At 71.0% G+C, this 20,919-nt stretch carries 13 protein-coding genes and 2 pseudogenes; 9 read left to right on the top strand and 6 right to left on the bottom strand.

Annotation, left to right across the window (positions count from 1 at the left end; all coding sequences use genetic code 11):
• Window positions 1–22 precede the first annotated feature (22 nt).
• The 3 genes and pseudogenes from JW613_RS35960 to JW613_RS22720 form a co-directional block, all read right to left on the bottom strand.
• A pseudogene (locus JW613_RS35960) lies at window positions 23–2,018 on the bottom strand (ABC transporter permease/substrate-binding protein).
• Entirely contained in the window at window positions 2,008–3,573 is a 1,566-nt protein-coding gene (locus JW613_RS22715) for a sugar ABC transporter ATP-binding protein (protein WP_209212745.1), read from the bottom strand. Before JW613_RS22715 ends, JW613_RS35960 begins: the two are co-directional and overlap by 11 nt.
• On the bottom strand, window positions 3,570–4,577 hold the full coding sequence (locus JW613_RS22720) for a LacI family DNA-binding transcriptional regulator (RefSeq protein WP_099881141.1): 1,008 nt from the start codon (window positions 4,575–4,577) through the stop codon (window positions 3,570–3,572). Before JW613_RS22720 ends, JW613_RS22715 begins: the two co-directional genes overlap by 4 nt.
• 359 nt (window positions 4,578–4,936) lie before the next feature.
• On the opposite strand from JW613_RS22720, the gene recD2 reads away from it, so the two are divergent.
• A complete protein-coding gene (recD2, locus tag JW613_RS22725; protein WP_209212747.1) occupies window positions 4,937–7,186 on the top strand; it encodes an SF1B family DNA helicase RecD2 in 2,250 nt (749 codons plus the stop codon).
• A gap of 161 nt (window positions 7,187–7,347) precedes the next feature.
• Window positions 7,348–8,652: a citrate synthase gene (locus JW613_RS22730; RefSeq protein ID WP_185016907.1), complete on the top strand. Its 1,305-nt coding sequence runs from the start codon at window positions 7,348–7,350 to the stop codon at window positions 8,650–8,652.
• A 610-nt stretch (window positions 8,653–9,262) separates the two neighbouring features.
• On the opposite strand, the gene JW613_RS22735 is transcribed toward JW613_RS22730, so the two are convergent.
• Window positions 9,263–9,481, bottom strand: a complete 219-nt coding sequence (locus JW613_RS22735) for a heavy-metal-associated domain-containing protein (protein WP_209212748.1) — start codon at window positions 9,479–9,481, stop codon at window positions 9,263–9,265.
• A 282-nt stretch (window positions 9,482–9,763) separates the two neighbouring features.
• On the opposite strand from JW613_RS22735, the pseudogene JW613_RS36625 reads away from it, so the two are divergent.
• Window positions 9,764–10,129: pseudogene (locus JW613_RS36625) on the top strand (DedA family protein); the annotation flags it as partial.
• Window positions 10,130–10,390: 261 nt separating this feature from the next.
• Here JW613_RS36625 and JW613_RS36630 read toward each other — a convergent pair.
• Window positions 10,391–10,585, bottom strand: coding sequence for a helix-turn-helix transcriptional regulator (locus tag JW613_RS36630; RefSeq protein WP_307865998.1), 195 nt, complete (start codon window positions 10,583–10,585; stop codon window positions 10,391–10,393).
• 144 nt (window positions 10,586–10,729) lie between these two features.
• Window positions 10,730–11,674, bottom strand: coding sequence for a sugar phosphate isomerase/epimerase family protein (locus JW613_RS22745; protein WP_209212750.1), 945 nt, complete (start codon window positions 11,672–11,674; stop codon window positions 10,730–10,732).
• A gap of 248 nt (window positions 11,675–11,922) precedes the next feature.
• On the opposite strand from JW613_RS22745, the gene iolC reads away from it, so the two are divergent.
• The 6 genes from iolC (at window position 11,923) to JW613_RS22775 (ending at window position 20,906) form a co-directional block, all read left to right on the top strand.
• Complete coding sequence (gene iolC / locus JW613_RS22750; protein WP_209212752.1) at window positions 11,923–12,912, top strand: 5-dehydro-2-deoxygluconokinase; 990 nt, start codon at window positions 11,923–11,925, stop codon at window positions 12,910–12,912.
• A gap of 114 nt (window positions 12,913–13,026) precedes the next feature.
• Window positions 13,027–13,914 carry a Cgl0159 family (beta/alpha)8-fold protein gene (locus tag JW613_RS22755; protein ID WP_209212753.1) on the top strand — a complete coding sequence of 296 codons (888 nt, stop codon included), beginning with the start codon at window positions 13,027–13,029 and terminating at the stop codon, window positions 13,912–13,914.
• A 14-nt stretch (window positions 13,915–13,928) separates the two neighbouring features.
• Complete coding sequence (iolB, locus tag JW613_RS22760) at window positions 13,929–14,876, top strand: 5-deoxy-glucuronate isomerase (protein ID WP_209212755.1); 948 nt, start codon at window positions 13,929–13,931, stop codon at window positions 14,874–14,876.
• The gene (gene iolD, locus JW613_RS22765) at window positions 14,873–16,759 is read left to right on the top strand and encodes a 3D-(3,5/4)-trihydroxycyclohexane-1,2-dione acylhydrolase (decyclizing) (RefSeq protein ID WP_209212756.1); all 1,887 of its coding nucleotides are present in this window, start codon (window positions 14,873–14,875) and stop codon (window positions 16,757–16,759) included. Before iolB ends, iolD begins: the two co-directional genes overlap by 4 nt.
• A 127-nt stretch (window positions 16,760–16,886) precedes the next feature.
• Complete coding sequence (locus tag JW613_RS22770) at window positions 16,887–18,383, top strand: CoA-acylating methylmalonate-semialdehyde dehydrogenase (protein ID WP_209212758.1); 1,497 nt, start codon at window positions 16,887–16,889, stop codon at window positions 18,381–18,383.
• Between the two features lie 186 nt (window positions 18,384–18,569).
• Window positions 18,570–20,906, top strand: a complete 2,337-nt coding sequence (locus JW613_RS22775; protein ID WP_209212760.1) for an FUSC family protein — start codon at window positions 18,570–18,572, stop codon at window positions 20,904–20,906.
• Window positions 20,907–20,919: the final 13 nt, after the last annotated feature.

A 20,919-nucleotide genomic window follows, 5' to 3' on the forward strand; every position in this document is an offset into this window, starting at 1 on the left:
CTCGGGAGAACCGGTTCTCCGGTCAGGAGAAGTGGTCGACGTTCTTCTTGGTGACGACCTCCACCGGGACCTTGATCTGCTTGTCGATGGAGGAACCGTCGATGACGCGCATGGCGTTGCGGACGGCCATCTTGCCGAGCTCGGCCGGCTGCTGGGCGACGGTCGCGTTCATGGTGCCCTTCTTGACGGCCTTCATCGCGTCCGGAGTACCGTCGAAGCCGACGATCTTGACGGACTTGCCCGCCTTGGACCCGAGCGCCTTGATCGCACCCAGTGCCATCTCGTCGTTCTCCGCGAAGACCGCGTCGATCCCCGGGTGCGACTGCATGGCGTTGGTGGTCACGTCCAGGCCCTTGGTGCGCTGGAAGTCCGCGGGCTGCTTGGCGACGACCTTGATGCCGGGGTACTTCTTGAGGCCCTCGGAGAAGCCCTTGCCCCGCTCGCGGGAGGCGGAGGTGCCCGTCTGGCCCTGCAGGATCAGGATCTCGCCCTTGCCGTCGAGCTGCTCGGCGATCTCCTTGGCGGCCTTCTTGCCGCCCGCGACGTTGTCCGAGGCGACGGTCGTCTCGACGTCCGCCTTGTTGACGCTGCGGTCGGCGGCGATCACCGGGATGTTGGCGTTGTTCGCGGCCTTGACGGAGGGGGCCGCGGCGTCGGAGTCGACCGGGTTGATGATGATCGACTTCACCTGCTGCGAGGTGAAGTTCTGTACCTGGTTGGCCTGCTGGGAGGCGTCGTCCGAGGCGTTCTGGACGCTCAGCTCCGCGCCCTGTGCCTTGGCCTCCTCCTCGGCGCCCTTCTTCATCTGGACCATGAAGGGCTGGTTCAGCGCGGATATGGCGAAGCCGATCTTGGGCTTGTCCTTGCCACCGCTCGAATCGTCACCGGACCCGCAGGCCGTTGCCGTCAGTGCGACTGCCGTGGCCACGACGACGACAGACGTGTTCGTTCTCTTGCTCATTGCTGCATTCCTTGCAGTCGGCAGATGGATGAACTACGCGAGCTCCCCCGTCGCACAAAGATCATGCGCGGCGACGCAGTGTATCGAGGAGCACGGCGAGCGCAATAACTACCCCAATGACAACCTGCTGCCAGAAAGCGGAAACATCGAGAAGGTTGAGTCCATTGCGCAGAACAGCGAGGATAAGCGCGCCGATCAGCGTTCCGGAAGCCTTGCCCACCCCTCCGGCCAAACTGGCACCACCAATGACGACGGCGGCAATCGCGTCCAGTTCGTAACCTTCGGCGGCCGTCGGCTGGGCCGAGGCGAGCCGGGAGGCCAGGACGATTCCGGCGATGGCGGCGAAGGTGCCCACCAGGGTGTAGATCACCAGCTTCTGCCGGCCGACCCGGATGCCGGACAGGTGCGCGGCCTCCTCGTTGCCGCCGATCGCGTACATCGACCGGCCGCTGTAGGTGCGGTTGAGCACCAGCGCCGCCAGCAGACCCATCGCGATCATCACCAGCACCGGGACCGGCAGCCATTCACCGATCGTCTTGCCGATCCAGGACAGCGAGTCGGGCAGGACGACCGGGTTGCCCTCGGAGACGACCTGCGCCAGGCCGCGCGCCGCCGAGAGCATCGCCAGGGTCGCGATGAACGGCGGCAGCTTGCCGTAGGAGATCAGCACACCGTTCAACAGGCCGCAGGCGGTGCCGGAGAGGATGGCCAGGATGACGCCGAGGAACGCCGGCATGCCCTGGGTCGTGGTGAACCAGCCGAGCATCACCCCGGAGAACGCGGCCACCGAGCCGACCGACAGGTCGATACCGCCGGAGACGATGGCGAAGGTGACGCCGAACGCGAGGATCGCGGTGACGGCCGCCTGCACGCCGACGTTCAGCAGGTTCGTCGTGGTGAAGAAGTTGTCGGTCCAGAACGACAGCACGATGACCAGGACGGCGAGCGCGGTCAGTGCGCCGTTGTCCTCCAGGATGCGGCGTACCCGGTTCGGCGGCCCGCTGCCGCCGGGGCGCTTGTCCAGGCGGTGACCCGGCTGCTGCGTGTCAATGGCCACGGGGAGAATCCTCCATCTCGCTCGTTCCTGGCGCGGAGGTGCCGACGGCCAGCGCCATGACGGCGTCCTGGGTCGCTTCCCGCGCGGTCAGTTCACCGGCGATCCGGCCCTGGGACATCACCAGGATCCGGTCGCTCATGCCCAGCACCTCGGGGAGGTCGCTGGAGATCATCAGCACCGCGTGGCCGGAGGCCGTCAGCTCGTTGATGAGCTGGTAGATCTCGACCTTGGCGCCCACGTCGATACCGCGGGTGGGTTCATCGAGGATCAGCACGCGGCTGTTGGCGAGCAGCCACTTGCCGATCACGACCTTCTGCTGGTTGCCGCCGGAGAGGGTGCGCACATGCTGGTCGAGCCCGGCCATCCGCACACCGAGCCGGTCGGCGATCCGGGAGGCCGCCTTGCGCTGCCCGGCGCGGTCCACCAGCCCGCCCCTGCTCGCCTCGCGCAGGGTGACCAGGCCCAGGTTCTCCGAGACCGAGGCGTCCGGGAGCAGGCCCTGCCCCTTGCGGTCCTCGGGGACCAGGCCCAGCCCCGCCGCGTGCGAGGCCCATACGTCGCGGGCGGGCAGCCGCTTGCCGCCCACCTCGACACGGCCGGCGTCGTAGCCGTCGGCGCCGAAGACCGCCCGCACCACCTCGGTACGGCCCGCGCCGACCAGCCCGGCGATGCCGACGACCTCGCCGGCGCGCACCTCGAAGCTGACGTTCTCGAAGGCGCCCTGCCTGCGCAGCCCGGTCACCCGCAACAGCGGCGCGGCCGAGGCGGCCTCCTGCTGCGCCCGTGCGGTCTGGCGCGGGTACTGCTGCTCGATGCTGCGGCCCACCATCAGCCGCACCAGCTCCTCCTGCGGGGTGTCGGCCGGGACCTGGCCGACACTGCGGCCGTCGCGCAGCACGGTGACCCGGTCGCCGATGGCGGGGATCTCCTCCAGGTGGTGGGTGATGAAGACGATGCCCACGCCCTCGGCCCGCAGCTTGCGGACGATGCCGAAGAGGCGGTTCACCTCCTCGGCGGTGAGCACGGCGGTCGGCTCGTCCATGATCAGGACGCGGGTGCGCAGGCTGAGTGCCTTGGCGATCTCGACCATCTGCCGCCCGGCGATGCCCAGCTTGCCGACCGGGGTGCGCGGGGGTGCGGTGACACCCACCCGGTCCAGCAGCACCTTGGCGTCGGCTTCCATCTTCTTGCGGTCCACCAGGCCCAGCCGGCGCGGCTGCCGGCCCAGGAAGATGTTCTCCGCGATGGACAGATGGGGCACCAGGTTGAACTCCTGGTGGATGGTGGCGATGCCGAGCTTCTCCGCGGCCTCCGCGTCGGCGATGCGCACCGTCTTGCCCTCGCGCAGCACCCGCCCGCCGTCCGGGCGGTAGGTGCCGGAGAGCACCTTGATCAGGGTGCTCTTGCCGGCGCCGTTCTCGCCCAGCAGGACGTGCACCTCGCCGGTGCGCAGGTCGAAGTCGACACCGTCGAGGGCGACCACGCCGGGGAAGGTCTTACGGATGCCTTCGGTGCGCAGCAGTTCCCGTGCCGGGGGCGGGTCTGGGGTGGTCAACGACGCGTCCTTTCGTCTTCGCCGCAGGAGCGGCGCGCTATGAGGTGGGCGGAGAGCGTGACGGAACCGGCGCTCCTGCCCTCCACCAGGTCGGTCAGTGCGGCGACCGCGCGGTGTCCCAGCTCCTGGGTGGGCTGGGCGATCGCGGTGATCGGGGGGTCGGTGTGCAGGAACCACGGGATGTCGTCGAAGGCGGCCAGCGACACGTCCTGCGGCACCCGCAGGCCGCGCGTACGCAGCTGCTCCATGACGCCCAGCGCCATCAGGTTGTCCGTCGCGAAGATCGCGTCGGGCGGCTGGGGCAGTGCGAAGAACCGCTCCGCCGCCTGCCGGCCGCTCGCCGTTTGGAAGTCGCCCTGCCCGATGTAGGCGTCGGGCAGCGGCAGACCGTGTTCGAGCAGCGCCGAGCGGAACGCGCGGACCCGCTCGTTGCTGGTGGTGCTCGCCACGGGCCCGGTGATGATAGCCAGCCTGCGGTGTCCGAGGGCGTACAGATGAGCGACGAGATCGCGAACAGCGGGTCGCCCGTCGGCGCGCACCAGCGGAATGTCCAGGCCCTCGATCCACCGGTCGACGAAGACCATGGGGATGCCCAGCAGCGCGGCCTCGCGCAGCGCGACGGAGTCCCCGTCCGCGGGGGAGACGAGCAGCCCGTCGATCCGGCGGTCCAGCAGGGTGCGCACATGGTGGTCCTGCAGCGACAGCTGCTCGTCGGCGTTGCCGATGATCACGCTGTAGCCACGACCGCGTGCCGCGTCCTCGACCGCGCGGGCCAGTTCGGTGAAGAAAGGATTCAGCACGTCGCTGATGACCAGACCGAGGGTGCGGGTCTGGTCGGTGCGCAGCGAGCGGGCCAGGGTGTTGGGCCGGTAGCTCAGTTCGGACACGGCGGTAAGCACCCGGGCGCGGGTCTCCTCGCGGACCCCGCTGTGGTCGTTGAGGACGCGCGAGACCGTGGCGACGGAGACGCCGGCGCGTGCCGCGACGTCCTTGATGCCTGCCATTGCCGTGCCGGTTCCAAGCTGGGAAAAGGGGCGAAGTGCCTCCAGGCGCACGACACTCCGAGGGCGCCGCGCTGCGCATGGAAACGATTACATCGGTCATGCAATGTGATGTGCGCATGGTGACGCAAGTTGAGGACGCGGCCGATGCCGGATCGTGATGATGCTCGTGCAGACGTAACTGCGGTGGTCACGCGGACAGTTCCAACGGTGAGCCCAGAGTTATCCATAGGGCCGGTGTGTCGGTCCGGATGTGCTGTCGGTCCGGCTCGTGCGGCTGGAGATCCGGGGGCCGGTCCCCGGGAGGGTGCTGTATCCACAAGGCTGCCGCGGTGTCGGCGCCCGGGGCTACGGTCGGTGACATGACGTTCCAGCCTGCCGTGCTCGAAGGGGTACTAGAGCGCATCACCTACGCCAACGAGGACAATGGGTACACGGTCGCGCGGGTCGACACCGGCCGCGGCGGTGAACTGCTCACTGTCGTGGGCGCGTTGCTGGGCGCCCAGGCGGGGGAGTCGCTGCGGATGGAGGGCCGCTGGGGCTCCCACCCGCAGTACGGACGGCAGTTCCATGTCGACAACTACGTCACCGTGCTGCCGGCCACCATCCAGGGCATCCGCCGCTATCTCGGCTCGGGCCTGATCAAGGGCGTCGGCCCGCGCATCGCCGACCGGATCGTCAGCCACTTCGGGGTCGACACGCTGGAGGTCATCGAGGCCGATCCGAACAAGCTCGTCGAGGTCCCCGGGCTCGGTCCCAAGCGCACCAAGCTGATCGCCGCCGCCTGGGAGGAGCAGAAGGCCATCAAAGAGGTGATGGTCTTCCTCCAGGGCGTCGGCGTCTCCACGTCCATCGCCGTGCGCATCTACAAGCAGTACGGCGACGCGTCCATCTCCGTGGTGCGCGGCAACCCCTACCGGCTGGCGGCCGACGTGTGGGGCATCGGCTTCCTGACCGCCGACCGCATCGCCCGGTCCGTCGGTATCCCGCACGACAGCCCGGAGCGGGTCAAGGCGGGTCTGCGACACGCGCTGTCCCAGTCCTCGGACCAGGGCCACTGCTATCTGCCCGAGGAGCGGCTGATCTCCGAGGCGGTCAAGCTCCTCCAGGTGGACACCGGCCTGGTCATCGACTGCCTCGGCGAGCTGGCGGCCGACGAGGAAGGCGGTGTCGTGCGCGAGCCGGTGCCCGACCCGGAGGATCCGCAGCGCACGGAGACCGCCGTCTATCTCGTCCCCTTCCACCGTGCGGAGGTCGCCCTGGCCGCCCAGCTCAAGCGGCTGCTGCGCACCACCGAGGACCGGCTGCCCTGGTTCCAGGACGTCGACTGGGACAAGGCGCTCAGCTGGCTGAGCCAACGCACGGGAGCCCGGCTGGCCCCCGAGCAGCAGGAGGCGGTGCGGCTCGCGCTCACCAGCCGGGTCGCGGTGCTGACGGGCGGGCCGGGGTGCGGCAAGTCCTTCACGGTGCGCTCGGTGGTGGAGCTCGCCCGCGCCAAGAAGGCCCGCGTGGTGCTGGCGGCGCCCACCGGGCGGGCCGCCAAACGGCTGGCGGAGCTGACCGGTGCCGAGGCGTCCACCGTGCACCGGCTGCTGGAGCTGAAGCCGGGCGGTGACGCGGCCTACGACCGGCAGCGCCCGCTGGAGGCCGACCTGGTGGTGGTCGACGAGGCCTCCATGCTGGATCTGCTGCTGGCCAACAAGCTGATCAAAGCCGTCCCGCCCGGTGCCCATCTGCTGCTGGTGGGGGATGTGGACCAGCTGCCCTCGGTGGGTGCCGGGGAGGTGCTGCGCGATCTGCTGGCCGAGGACGGGCCGGTTCCCGCGGTGCGGCTGCGCCGGATCTTCCGCCAGGCCCAGCAGTCGGGGGTGGTCACCAACGCGCACCGCATCAATTCCGGCACCCAGCCGCTCACCCAGGGGCTGGAGGACTTCTTCCTCTTCGTGGAGGAGGACACCGAGGCGGCCGGCGCGCTGACGGTGGATGTGGCGGCCCGGCGCATCCCGGCGAAGTTCGGGCTCGATCCGCGGCGCGACGTCCAGGTGCTCGCCCCCATGCACCGCGGCCCGGCCGGGGCGGGCGCGCTGAACGGGCTGCTCCAGCAGGCGGTCACCCCGGCCCGTCCGGGGCTGCCCGAGAAGCGGTTCGGCGGTCGGGTTTTCCGGGTGGGCGACAAGGTCACCCAGATCAGAAACAACTATGAAAAGGGTGCGAACGGCGTCTTCAACGGCACGGTCGGAGTGGTCACCGCGCTGCATCCGGACGACCACCGGCTCACCGTGCTGACGGACGAGGACGAGGAGGTCGACTACGACTTCGACGAGCTGGACGAGCTCGTCCACGCCTATGCGATGACCATTCACCGCTCACAGGGCAGCGAATACCCGGCAGTGGTGATTCCGGTCACCACGGGTGCCTGGATGATGCTCCAACGGAACCTGCTGTACACGGCAGTGACGAGAGCCAAGCGACTGGTGGTGCTGGTGGGGTCGCGTAGGGCACTCGGACAGGCGGTCCGCACCGTCTCGGCGGGGCGGCGCTGCACGGCGCTCGACCACCGATTGCGCGCGGTGGCTGCTGCCTCGGGAGGCGAGAACGGTGCCAGGGGGTGACCATGACGGCCAAGAGGGTGCAGGATAGCTAGACGGGCGGCACTGCGTGCCACCATGGAGCCCTCTGGCTGACCCCCAGTGCACCGCACGGCGCTGGATAAGGGAGAGTGGAAGAAGTCAGGGCACCTCGAAGAAGAGGCACTACGTCGGTGAGGGATGACGTGAGCGAACACCGCGACAGCGAGAACTCCGTAGTACTCCGCTACGGGGACGGCGAGTACAGCTACCCGGTCGTCGACAGCACGGTGGGCGACCGTGGCTTCGACATCGGCAAGCTGCGTGCCCAGACCGGTCTGGTGACCCTGGACTCGGGATACGGCAACACCGCCGCCTACAAATCCGCCATCACCTTCCTCGACGGTGAGCAGGGCATCCTGCGCTACCGCGGCTATCCGATCGAGCAGCTCGCCGAGCGCGGCACCTTCCTGGAGACCGCGTACCTGCTCATCAACGGCGAGCTGCCGACCGTCGACGAACTGAGCGCGTTCAAGAACGAGATCACGCAGCACACCCTGCTGCACGAGGACGTCAAACGGTTCTACGACGGTTTCCCGCGCGACGCCCACCCGATGGCGATGCTCTCCTCCGTGGTCAGCGCGCTGTCGACCTTCTACCAGGACAGCCACAACCCCTTCGACGAGAAGCAGCGGCACCTCTCGACCATAAGGCTGCTGGCCAAGCTGCCCACGATCGCCGCCTACGCCTACAAGAAGGCGATCGGCCACCCGGTCATCTACCCGAGCAACGACCTGGGCTACGTCGAGAACTTCCTCCGGATGACCTTCTCGGTTCCGGCGCAGGAGTACGAGCTCGACCCGGTCGTGGTCAACGCCCTCGACAAGCTGCTGATCCTGCACGCGGACCACGAGCAGAACTGCTCGACCTCCACCGTGCGCCTCGTCGGCTCGTCCCAGGCGAACATGTTCGCCTCGATCTCGGCGGGCATCAACGCGCTCTGGGGCCCCCTGCACGGCGGTGCCAACCAGAGCGTGCTGGAGATGCTCCAGGGCATCCAGGCCGCGGGCGGCGACGTCGACTCCTTCATCCGCAAGGTGAAGAACAAGGAGGACGGCGTCAAGCTCATGGGCTTCGGCCACCGCGTCTACAAGAACTTCGACCCCCGGGCGAAGATCATCAAGGCGGCGGCCCACGATGTGCTCTCGGCGCTGGGCAAGAGCGACGAGCTGCTGGACATCGCCCTCCGCCTGGAGGAGCACGCGCTGTCCGACGACTACTTCACGGAGCGCAAGCTCTACCCGAACGTGGACTTCTACACCGGTTTGATCTACCGCGCCATGGGCTTCCCGACCAGCATGTTCACCGTGCTGTTCGCGCTCGGCCGGCTGCCGGGCTGGATCGCCCAGTGGCACGAGATGATCAAGGAGCCGAACTCGCGCATCGGCCGCCCGCGCCAGATCTACACGGGCGTCGTCGAGCGGGAGTACGTCCCCGTCGAGGCTCGCTGACCCGTTCGGGCGTCCGGCCTGCGGTGCCCTGAGCCGCGGTGCCGAGCCCCGGGCTGCACAAGGCGACCCCCGTATCGGCACAACTGGAAGGCCCCGGTCCGATTGGACCGGGGCCTTCCGTTTGTGCGCATTGACGACGAGACGTAGGTCACAGAAATTGGGGGGTAACCATCGGCGGGGTTCGTGGGTCTAACCGGGTGGCGTCGGCCTCCCGGCGGAGCCTTCGCCACTGCTTCACATTCGTCTTGGGGGACGGATGCGAAGTGAAGGAACGGTGAACGTGCGCGGGGAGCTTTGAGCGGCCCTCCCGTCCGCACGGACACCCAGGAGGCGCCCGGCCAGGATCCCGTGGGGGGAATCCGTGACCGGGAATCGAAAGCGCCCCGTCGACGGGCCCGTGGGGGGACCTGGCCGACGGGGCGCTTTTCGCTGCCGGGCCTTGAGGTAAGAGGGCTCCGCCGCTGCGGAGCGCCCCCTCGACGCCCGTCGCAACGGCGGGCCCCTCCGCGGCGGCGAGGGGTGAGGGGGTTCGCTCTGCCGTGCGGGCGCCCGGGGCCGGGGCGACAATGGAAGTGCGGTGCCCCTTTGATGGCGAGGCGGCCGGGCCGGATCAGGCGCGGCCGACCAGCTCGTACCCCGCCTCGTCCACGGCGTCGCGTACGGCGGCGTCGTCCAGTTCGCCGGAGGAGGTGACGGTGACCTCTCCGGAGGCGGCCACGGCCTTCACCGCCGAGACGCCCTCGATTTGGGAGATCTCCTCGGAGACCGCGCCCTCGCAGTGGCCGCAGGTCATTCCGGAAACCTTGTAGGTGGTCGTGACGGTACTCATGGCCGACTCCTCAACTCTCAGTACAAAACCCTCGGTACAAGGCTCTCGACGCGAGAGCTCCCGGTACCGGACTCGGACCGCACGAGGAGCCCGGAGGGCCGGGCGGCGCGTGCGCGAGGTCAAAGATATACCCCGGCGGGGTATACGCCAAGCGCGGCCCCACCCCACCTACCGCCCTCCGGCACCCCGCGGGGAGGGAACAGCGGAAGGCAGGTGGTCGGCGTGGAAGGCGCCTTGTGGGTGACGCTCGCGCTCGTGGGGGTCACCACCCTGCCGCCGCTGGTGCCCAACGCGGCGTTGATAGCGACGGCGGGTGCGCTCGCGGCCGAAGGCCGGCTCCCGCTGCCGCTGGTGCTGTTGGTCGTCGCGGGCAGCGCGCTGGCCGGGGACGCACTGGTGTACTGGCTGGGGCGGCGCACCGGTGTGCGCAGCCGCCGGTGGCTGTCGACCGGCCCCCGCCGCAGGGCCGCGCTCGACCGTACCGCCGCATATGTGCGGCGGTACGGGGTGCCGTTCGTGATCGCGGTGCGCTTCGTGCCCAGCGGCCGGATCGTCGGTGGTCTGGCCACCGGCACGGTGGGCTACCCGGTCCGCCGCTTCCTGCTGGGTTCCGGCCTCGCGGAGCTGCTGTGGGCGAGCTACTCGGTGGGCGTCGGCTACTGGGGCGGGCGGGCACTTGCCGGAACCCTGGCCGGCGCGCTGCTCGGAGTCGGCGCCTCGGTGGTGCTGGCCGGCGTCGCGGCCGCGGTTCAGCGGGTGGTGCGGCGGCGGGCGTTGCGGCGGCGGGCTCCCCGTGCGGGCTTCCACGCGCCCCGGACATCTGTTGGGGCGGCACCTGTGGTGCCGCCCCAAGGTGACGGGCAGGCCGGTGTCGCGGAGGGTATGCCGGATGTCATGACCGGGGCCGCCTCAGTGACCGCCGCGGTGCCCCGGCCTGCGGGTGACCCACTCGCGGACGGTGTCCGCGAACCAGTAGGGCCTGCCTCCTTCCACCAGATCGGGCGGGGGTAGAAGGCCATGCTTCCGGTAGGAGCGCACGGTGTCCGGTTGGACGCTGATGTGCGCGGCGATGTCCTTGTACGACCAAAGTTCTCGGTCGGCCACTCTCGCACCTCCCAGGGTTGGCTGGTGATCGCCCAGCCTGTGCCCGGTGAACGACGGAGAGTGACCTTGGGAGGGGGGCTGTGCGACGGCTGTGACACCGCGCCCGTGAAACGGTGACATCGGTGACGTGGCTGTCGTCTGCCGCTAGGCCCCGCAACCGCGCAGGAACCGGCGGGTGCGCTCGGCGATCGGAAAAGGCTGGTCGGGCGGGCACGGGTACATGTCCTGCTCGACGATGGCGAACAGGTCCACCCCCAGGTTCTGCGCCGCGGTCAGCACCGGCTCCAACTCCGGTACGCCCCGGGGCGGTTCGCACATCACGCCCTGACGCACCGCGGGACCGAAGGGCGTCCCCTCGCGTACGACGTCGGCGAGGATCTCCGGGTCCACCTGCTTGAGGTGCAGATAGTCGATCCGTTCGCCGTACCGTTCGATCAGCTCGACGCTGTCGCCACCGCAGTAGGCGTAGTGCCCGGTGTCCAGGCAGAGGTTGACCAGGTCGGAGTCGGTCGCGTCGAGGAAGCGGACGACATGCTCCTCGGTGTCGATATGGGTGTCCGCGTGCGGGTGGACGGCGATGCGCAGCCCGTACTTCTCACCCACCTCGCGCGCCAACCGCTCCGTGCCCCGGGCGAGATGGCGCCACTGCTCGTTCGTCAGCTCGGCGGGTTCGATCAGTTCGGCCGTCTTGTCGTCGCGCCAGAAGGAGGGGATGACCACCAGGTGTGCGGCGCCCATGGCACGGGTGAGCTCGGCGACGCGGGAGACGTGCGCCCAGGTCTCGTCCCAGACGTCCGGCCCCCGGTGCAGCGAGGTGAAGACGGTACCGGCGGAGACCTGCAGGCCGCGTGCGGTGACCTCGTCGGTGAGGCGCGCCGGATCGGTCGGCAGGTAGCCGTAGGGGCCCAGCTCGATCCAGCTGTAGCCCGCCTGTGCCACCTCGTCCAGGAAGCGCTGCCAGGGCACCTGTTGCGGGTCGTCGGGGAACCACACGCCCCAGGAGTCGGGCGCGGAGCCGACCCGGATGCGGTCGAGCGGGGCGCCGGACGCGGAGGGGGTGGAAGGGGAGGGGGCGGGAGTGCCAGTCATGGCTCAGAGCCAATCCGGTCGTGAGGAGTCAGGTCAAGAGTTTGTCAGGACAACGCTTCATCCTGCCGAACTCTGCTCTACCCACCCGGAGAGGCGACGTCAATATGTAAGGACAAATTATTGACAGTGGCCCGTGGGCCGACGGACGATGTGCCGGGCGCCTGCACATCGGGCCGCGAGGAACGACGCGAGCAAAGACCCGCGAGGCACGACGCAGGAAAGACGCGAGGGAAGAGAGGGACGGTGGCATGACCGAGCCGCACGAGGTGGTCACCATGGGCCGCATCGGGGTCGACATCTACCCCCTCCAGACCGGCGTCCCGCTCCAGCACGTGGAGACTTTCGGCAAGTTCCTCGGCGGCTCCGCCACCAACGTGGCCGTCGCCGCCTCCCGGCTCGGCCGCTCGACGGCGGTCATCACCCGCACCGGTGACGATCCGTTCGGCGTCTACTGCCACGAGGCGCTGCGCGACTTCGGCGTCGACGACCGATGGGTGACACCGGTGGCGCAGTACCCCACACCGGTGACCTTCTGCGAGATCTTCCCGCCCGACGAATTCCCGCTCTACTTCTACCGGCAGCCCAAGGCACCCGATCTGGAACTGCACCCCGGTCAGCTCGACCTGGCGGGTGTCGCGGCGGCGCGCATCTTCTGGATGACCGGCACCGGGCTGTGCGAGGAACCCAGCCGAAGCGCCACCCTGGCCGCGCTCGCCGCCCGTGCGCCCGGCCGGGAGGAGGCGGTCGCCACCGTCTTCGACCTGGACTGGCGGCCGATGTTCTGGGGCGCGGGCAGCGCCGGGCAGCTCACCCGGTCCGAGGCCGCTCAAGCCGCGCGGCCGTACTACCGGGAGGCCCTGGCGCACGCCACCGTCGCCGTGGGCAACCTCGACGAGTGCGAGGTCGCCACCGGCACCCGCGAGCCGCACGCCTGCGCCGAGGCGCTGCTGGCGGCGGGAGCCGAGCTGGCCGTCGTCAAACAGGGGCCCAAGGGCGTGCTCGCCGTGCACGCCGACGGCACCGTCGCCGAGGTGCCCCCGCACCCGGTGGAGGTGGTCAACGGCCTGGGCGCGGGCGACGCGTTCGGCGGCGCCCTGTGCCACGGGCTGCTGTCCGGCTGGGACCTGGAGTACGCGATGCGGTACGCCAACGCGGCGGGCGCGCTGGTCGCCTCCCGGCTGGCCTGCTCCTCCGCCATGCCGACGGCACCCGAGGTCGAGGACCTGCTGCGCGCCTGACCCCGGCGCCCGTCACCCCGCCTCTCACCCGCCTTCCACCGCGCCCGTCACCGCCCCGCCTCCTGCCCGCCCGGCCCGTACCGCCCTGCACAACGCCCCGAAAGAGAGCCACCCTTGACCCCCAGCAGTGTCAGCATCCGCGAGCTGGCGTCCGTACGGACCCGACATCCGGAGGCCGTCGCCGAGGCGGCGGCGCGGCGTGCGCGCCGGCCGCTGGTGGACGCGAGCGAGCGGCTGATGATCGTCGCCGCCGACCACCCGGCACGGGGCGCGCTGGGCGTCGGAGCCGACGAGCTGGCCATGGCCAACCGTGCCGAACTGCTCGAACGCCTCGTCCTGGCGCTCTCCCGGCCCGGTGTCGACGGAGTGCTGGGCACCGCCGACATCCTGGAGGATCTGCTGCTGCTCGGCGCGCTGGAGCACAAGGTGGTGCTCGGCTCCATGAACCGCGGCGGGCTGGCCGGCGCCTCGTTCGAGCTGGACGACCGCTTCACCGGGCAGCGTGCCGAGGACATCGCACGGCTGCGCTTCGACGCGGGCAAGCTGCTGCTGCGTATCGACTACGACGACCCGGGCTCGCTGCGCACGCTGTACGCCGCGGCGCGTGCCGTCGACGACATGGCGGCACACCGGCTGCCGGTCTTCGTCGAGCCGTTCCTCAGCACCAGGGTGGACGGCAAGCTGACCAACGACCTGAGCGGGCCCGCCGTCGCCCGCTCCGTGGCCATCGCCGCCGGACTGGGTGGTACCTCCGCCTACACCTGGCTCAAGTTGCCGGTCACCGAGGATCCGGACGACATGGCGTGGGTGTGCGAGACCTCCACGCTGCCCGTCGTGCTGCTCGGCGGCGAGGTGCACGGCGATCAGGAGGGCACCTATGAGAAGTGGCGCAAGGCGCTCAGCCTGCCGACCGTGCGCGGGCTGGTCGTCGGGCGCTCCCTGCTCTACCCGGCCGACGGCGACGTGGGCGCGGCCGTGGACACCGCCGTCGGACTGCTCTGAAAGGGGCTGGCAGAGTGACCCGCACCACCACCGACTTCCATCTGCGCGCCGGTAGTGCCGCAGTCGGCCCGTACGCCCTGGACATCGGTCCCGAGAGCGCCGGCTGGGGCTACTCGTCGCTGCGGGTGCTGGAGCTCGGCCCGGGGGAGACCCATACGTTCACGACCGGCGAGAGCGAGTGGATCGTGCTGCCGCTGCGCGGCGGCTGCACCGTCGCGGCCGAGGGGCACACCCTCCGGCTCCACGGCAGGGAGGGCGTCTTCGCCTCCGTCAGCGACTTCGCGTACGTGCCGCGGGACGCCGAGGTGGCGCTCAGCAGCGCGGCGGGCGGCCGGTTCGCACTCACCGGGGCGCGCTGCGAGCGGCGGCTGCCGGTCCGCTACGGCGCGGCCGAGGACGTGCCGGTCGAACTGCGCGGCAGCGGGCAGTGCTCACGGCAGGTCAACAACTTCGCGGCAGCGCACGTGTTCGAGGCGGACAAGCTCATCGCGGTCGAGGTGCTGACCCCCGGCGGCAACTGGTCGTCCTACCCGCCCCACAAGCACGACGAGCATCGCGAGGGGGTGGAGAGCGAGCTGGAGGAGATCTACTACTACGAGATCGCCCCGCACCACGCCCCCGACGGTTCGGTCACCGAGGGCCTCGGCTACCAGCGGGTGACCCCCAGCGGCCACGGCAAGGGCACCGATGTGCTCGCCGAGGTGGGCAGCGGGGACGCGGTGCTGATCCCGGACGGCTGGCACGGCCCCTCCATGGCCGCGCCCGGGCACGACATGTACTACCTGAATGTGATGGCCGGTCCGGGGGTGGAGCGGGACTGGCTGATCTGCGACCATCCAGACCACACGTGGATTCGCGGCACGTGGGCCGATACGCCTGTGGATGCAAGGCTTCCGTTGTACGGGGCGATGGAATCCGCGGGATCGCCGGCAGGGGCGCAAGAGGGGAAGGGCGAGCGATGACGACCGTCAGGCTGACCGTCGCGCAGGCCCTGGTGCGCTTCCTCGCCGCGCAGTACACCGAACGGGACGGGCAGCGGCACCGGCTCATCGACGCCTGCTGGGGCATCTTCGGACACGGCAACGTCGCCGGACTCGGCCAGGCGCTCGTCGAGAGCGGGCAGGGGCCCGACGCGCCGCTCCCCTTCCACCAGGGCCGCAACGAGCAGGCGATGGTGCACGCCGCCGTCGGCTTCGCCCGCCAGCGCGGCAGGCTCTCCGCACAGGCCGTCACCACCTCCATCGGCCCCGGCGCCACCAACCTGGTCACCGGCGCCGCGCTGGCCACCGTCAACCGGCTGCCCGTCCTGCTGCTGCCCGGCGACATCTTCGCCAGCCGCGTCCCCGACCCGGTCCTGCAGCAGCTGGAGGTGCCGTACGCGGGTGACATCTCCGTCAACGACGCGCTGCGGCCCGTCTCCCGTTACTTCGATCGGGTACTGCGGCCCGAGGCGCTGGTCCCCGCCGCGCTCCAGGCGATGCGGGTGCTGACCGACCCGGCCGAGGTCGGCGCCGTCACCCTCGCGCTGCCGCAGGACGTGCAGACCGAGGCGCACGACTGGCCCGAGGAGTTCTTCGCCGAGCGCATCTGGCGGGTGGCGCGGCCGGTCCCCGAGCCGGAGGTGCTGGCCCTGGCCGCCGAGGCGGTGCGGGGCGCACGGCGACCGCTGCTGGTGGCGGGCGGGGGCATCCACCACAGCGAGGCCGAGGAAGCGCTGCGGGCCTTCGCCGATGTGACGGGCGTTCCGGTGGCCTCCACCCAGGCGGGCAAGGGCTCCCTGCGCCACGACCACCCCTGCGACGTGGGCGGCATCGGCCACACCGGCACCGCCGTGGCCGACGAACTGGCCCGCGCCGCCGATCTGGTGATCGGCGTCGGCACCCGCTACACCGACTTCACCACGGCGTCCGGCACCCTCTTCCCGGCCACGGCCCGCTTCCTCAATCTCAACGTCGCCGCCTTCGACGGGCACAAGCTCGGCGCACTCGCCGTCGTCGCCGACGCGCGGGCCGCGCTGGAGGCGCTGACCGGCGCGCTGCGCGGCCACCGGGTCTCGCCGGACTACGAGGCCGAGTACCGGCGCGGCAAGCAGGCGTGGGAGCGCACCGTTGCCGAGGCGTTCGCTCCGCACCCGCTGGAGGAGAAGGCCCGCCCCTCCCAGACCCAGGTGCTCGGTGCCCTCGACTCCGTCGTCGGGGACGAGGACGTGGTCATCAACGCCGCCGGATCCATGCCCGGTGACCTGCACAAGCTGTGGCGCGTCCGCTCCCCGCGCCAGTACCACGTCGAGTACGGCTACTCGTGCATGGGCTACGAGATCCCGGCCGCCATCGGCGTACGGCTGGCCGCGCCGGACCGCCCGGTGTGGGCGCTGGTGGGCGACGGTACGTATCTGATGCTGCCCACCGAGATCGTCACGGCGGTCCAGGAGGGTGTGAACATCAACATCGTCCTCGTACAGAACCACGGCTACGCCTCCATCGGAGGCCTGTCCGAGCAGACGGGCGGCGAACGCTTCGGCACCGCCTACCGGTTCCGCGACGCCGAGGGCGGCTACACCGGCGAGGTGCTCCCCGTCGACCTGGCCGCCAACGCCGCCTCGCTCGGCATGGAGGTGTACCGGGCCGCCACCTACGACCAGCTCCGCGAGGCACTGGCCGCGGCACGCGCCTCCGAGCGGCCCAGCTGCGTCCATGTCGAGACCGAGCAGGACCCGGCCGTCCCGGCGCCCGCACCGCAGGCGTGGTGGGACGTGGCCGTCGCCGAGACCTCGCAGCGCCCGGCGGCTCGCCGGGCCCGCGAGGAGTACGAGCGGCAACGCGCCCACCAGCGGCGCCATTTGTGAGCGCCGGCAGCCGAAGCGGCCGGGTGCCTCCGGTACGCCGGGGTGCCTGCGGTGCGCCGGGGAGACTCCGGCGCCGTCCGAGCGATCCCCTCGCAGCATGTCACGTCCGAAGAAAGGTCCCCTCCCCATGAAGACCCTCGGCCACTGGATCGGCAACAAGCCGGTGGAGTCCACCTCCGGAGCCTTCGGCCCCGTCTACGACCCGGCCACCGGAGCCCAGCCCACCCAGGTCTCCCTCGCCTCGGTGGAGGAGGTGGACGCGGCGGTCGCCGCCGCCAAGGCGGCCTACCCCGAGTGGTCGCAGTCCTCGCTGGCCAAGCGGACCGCGTTCTTGTTCAAGTACCGCGAACTGCTGGACGCGCGGCGCGACGAGATCGCCGAGCTGATCACCGCCGAGCACGGCAAGGTGCACTCCGACGCGCTCGGCGAGGTCGCGCGGGGCATGGAGATCCTGGAGCTGGCCTGCGGCATTCCGGAGAAGCTCAAGGGCGAGCTGTCCACCCAGGTCTCCACCCGGGTGGATGTCGCCTCCATCCGGCAGGCCGTCGGCGTGGTCGCGGGCATCACCCCGTTCAACTTCCCCGCGATGGTGCCGATGTGGATGTTCCCGCTGGCCATCGCCTGCGGCAACACCTTCGTTCTCAAGCCGAGCGAGAAGGACCCCTCGGCCGCCTACCGGCTGGCCGAACTCGCCGCCGAGGCGGGGCTGCCCGAGGGCGTGCTCAACGTCGTCAACGGCGACAAGGTGGCCGTCGACCGGCTGCTGGCCCACCCGGACGTGGCCGCCGTCTCCTTCGTCGGCTCCACCCCCATCGCCCGGTACATCCAGGCCGAGGCCACCGCGCAGGGCAAGCGGGTGCAGGCGCTCGGCGGCGCCAAGAACCACATGATGGTGCTGCCGGACGCCGACTTGGACCACGCGGCGGACAACGCCATCAACGCCGCCTACGGCTCGGCGGGGGAGCGGTGCATGGCCGTCTCCGTCGTCGTCGCCGTCGGCGGGATCGGGGACGAGCTCGTCGCCAAGATCGCCGAGCGGGCCGGTGCGCTGCGCATCGGACCGGGAGACGACCCGGCCAGCGAGATGGGTCCCCTGATCACCAGGGAGCACCGCGACAAGGTCGCCTCGTATGTGAGCGGCGCCGCCGCGCAGGGCGCCGAGGTGGTGGTCGACGGCACCGGGTTCTCGGTGGAGGGCCACGAGAACGGCTTCTTCCTCGGCGTCTCGCTGCTCGACAAGGTTCGGCCGGGCATGGCCGCCTACGACGACGAGATCTTCGGCCCGGTGCTGTGCGTGGTGCGTGCCGAGACCTACGACGAGGGCCTGGCGCTGATCAACTCCAGCAAGTGGGGCAACGGCACCGCCGTCTTCACCCGCGACGGCGGCGCCGCCCGGCGCTTCCAGCTGGAGGTGGAGGCCGGCATGGTCGGCGTCAACGTGCCGATCCCGGTGCCGGTCGGCTACCACTCCTTCGGCGGCTGGAAGCAGAGCCTCTTCGGCGATCTGCACATCTACGGCAACGACGGCGTGCAGTTCTACACCCGCGGCAAGGTCGTCACCACCCGCTGGCCCGACCCTGCCGACAGCGCCGGTATCAACCTCGGCTTCCCCAGCAACCACTGACGGCGTCTTTGGCGGGAACGGGCGCCGGGCCCCTTCCCGCCGACGCGGTGGCGAACCCGCGCGGCGGTCTCCACGTGGGGGCCGCGCGTGGGGACCCGCGTGGGGTCTCGTGCGGGTCCCCACGTGCGGCCCGGCGGAAATGGGCGGGCCGGAACCAGAACGTCCGGCTTCGATAGGCTCGCACCCATGCTCGCCGCACCCTTGCCCTGGCTCCGGGCGCTGAAGGACACCGCGCGCTCCGGTCTCAGTGTGGAGCGGGCCTCGCTGACGCCGCTGGCGGCGGTGCGCGGCGCGTGCGGTGTGGGCCTTGTGATCGCGCTGGCGCTGCTGATCGGGACTCCCCAACTGGCCGTCTCCAGCGCGTTCGGTGCCTTCGCCTCGGGCATCGCGACCTTCCAGCGCAGCTGGCGGCCCCGACCCGTGCTGGCGCTGGCCGCGTCGACCGGGCTGGCGATCTCCACCTTCGTCGGCTATCTGCTGGTCGGCCTGCCCTGGGCGTTCATACTGCTGCTGGCCTTGTGGGCGTTCCTGGCCGGGATGGCGTGGGGCGTCGGGCCCACCTCCGGGGTGGTGGCGGCCTTCAACATCTCCGTCATGCTCATCACCGTCCACCTGCCCACCAGCACCCTGGGCGCGCTCAGTCACGCCGGGCTGATCGCCGCAGGCGGTGTGGTGCAGGCCGCGTTGATCCTGCTGTTTCCCGTGCGGCCCTGGGGCGAGCGCCGCGACACCCTCGCCGACGCGCTGGCCGCCGTCGCCGACTACGCGCGCCGACTGCGGCACGACCCGATGGCGCCCTTCGACCCCGAACCGCTGATCGAGGCCCGCAGCGCCGCCGCCGTCACCCCCCGTCAGGCCCGCCGCCGTCCCCGCCAGTTGCACGGCTACCGGGCGATGGCCGAACGCTTCCGCCCGGTGCTGGCCTCCCTCGCCGACCCGGTGGTGGGCGGCGCCCCGATGGTGGGCCCCGAACGGGACCGGGTACGCGAGCTGCTGGCCGCCGCCGCGACCGTGCTGGACGCCAGCGCGCGGGCCATCCGCCGCGGTGAGCGGGTCCGGCTGCCCGACCAGGCGCTGGACGTGCTCCAAGTCCCCAAGAGCGGACCCGTGCTGAGCGGGCCCGCCCGGCGCGCCGCACTGCGCCTCATCGCGCTCACCGACGACGCGGTGGAAGCCGCGCAGGAGCCCGTCGAGGTCACCCGCGGCGGTGTGCTGGCCCGGGTGACCTGGCATGTGGCCGACCGCGAGGGCCGCCGCAGCGGCTTCCCCGACCAGCCGCCGGTGGTGGACGCCAGTCTGGACGGCCCCTACGGCCCCGATCCGGAGGAGATCGCCGCCGAGGAGGCCGCGGCCCGGGCGGCCGAACTCGCCCGCCGCAAGGCGGCCGGCGGCAAGCACACCCCCGCCGCCGGGCACGCGCTCGCCCGCGAACGCCATCTGCACATGCCCACCCTCGCCGGGCTGGTGCCCGTCGCACTCCGCGCCTTCCGCCGCGAACTGCACTGGAAGTCCCCGATCCTGCGGCACGCGCTGCGCGTCAGCGTCGTCGTCTCCCTCGGCTATCTGCTCGGCCGGGCCCTCCCGCCCGCGCACGGCTACTGGGTGCCGCTCACCGCCGTCATGGTGCTGCGGCCCGACTTCTCCCGTACCTACCAGCGGGGCATCGGCCGGGCTGTCGGCACACTGGTCGGCGTCGCCATCGCGGGAACGGTGATGGCGCTGGCGGGCCCCGGCTCCTATCTCAGCGCCGGGTTGGCCGTGGTCAGCGTGGGCCTGCTCTATCTGCTGCTGAGCACGGGGTATGTCATCGCGTCCGTCTGCACCGGCGCGTACGTGGTCTTCCTCCTCGGCATCCTGGGCGCCGACTGGTACCAGACCGCCTACGAGCGCGCCGGACTGACCGCGCTGGGCGGGCTGCTCGCCATGCTCAGCTACGCGCTCTTCCCCGCCTGGGACACCCCGCTGCTGCGCGACCGGCTCGGCGACTGGCTGGCGGCGACCGGACGGTACGCCATCGCCGTGCTGGACGCCTTCGCGCAGCCCGCCGAACACGACCCCCGCCAGGTGCGCGAAGCCCTGCTCGACACCCGCGCGGCCCGGCAGAACTGGGAACAGACCCTCAGCCGCGCCGAAGCCGAGCCCGTCCGCCAGCACGGCCGCCTCTCCCGGCTCTCCCGCCGCTCCGCCAGCGACGCCCAGTCCGCGCTGGTCACCATGGGCCGGGCGTGCATGCTGCTGGAGGCGCATCTGCCCAGCCCCCATCCCAGCTTCCGGCCCGACAGCGCCGCCGCCGACTTCTCCGCGGCCCTCGCCGGCGACATCTCCACCGCGGTGACGGCCGTCCGCCGCAGCGAGCCGGTGGAGTGGAACGCCGTCCACGACGCCCTGGCGCGCTGGTGGGAACAGGCCGACCACCCCCCGCCCGTCGCCCTGCGCACGGCCGAACTCCTCACCGACGCCCTGGACGATCTGGCCCAGGCGGTCGCCCCCAAGAGCTCCTCGCGGGCCGGGAGCGGGCGGTAGATCCGCGGACCGC

Origin of the sequence: Streptomyces smyrnaeus (assembly GCF_017676345.1) — a bacterium.
Taxonomy (GTDB): Bacteria; Actinomycetota; Actinomycetes; order Streptomycetales; family Streptomycetaceae; genus Streptomyces; species Streptomyces smyrnaeus.

What these genes read in the sequence shown, in the direction of transcription:
- JW613_RS22720 (WP_099881141.1), bottom strand. Translation starts at nt 4,577, where the DNA reads ATGGCAGGCATCAAGGACGTCGCGGCACGCGCCGGCGTCTCCGTCGCC.
- recD2 (WP_209212747.1), top strand. Translation starts at nt 4,937, where the DNA reads ATGACGTTCCAGCCTGCCGTGCTCGAAGGGGTACTAGAGCGCATCACC.
- JW613_RS22735 (WP_209212748.1), bottom strand. Translation starts at nt 9,481, where the DNA reads ATGAGTACCGTCACGACCACCTACAAGGTTTCCGGAATGACCTGCGGC.
- JW613_RS22745 (WP_209212750.1), bottom strand. Translation starts at nt 11,674, where the DNA reads ATGACTGGCACTCCCGCCCCCTCCCCTTCCACCCCCTCCGCGTCCGGC.
- iolC (WP_209212752.1), top strand. Translation starts at nt 11,923, where the DNA reads ATGACCGAGCCGCACGAGGTGGTCACCATGGGCCGCATCGGGGTCGAC.
- iolD (WP_209212756.1), top strand. Translation starts at nt 14,873, where the DNA reads ATGACGACCGTCAGGCTGACCGTCGCGCAGGCCCTGGTGCGCTTCCTC.
- JW613_RS22770 (WP_209212758.1), top strand. Translation starts at nt 16,887, where the DNA reads ATGAAGACCCTCGGCCACTGGATCGGCAACAAGCCGGTGGAGTCCACC.
- JW613_RS22775 (WP_209212760.1), top strand. Translation starts at nt 18,570, where the DNA reads ATGCTCGCCGCACCCTTGCCCTGGCTCCGGGCGCTGAAGGACACCGCG.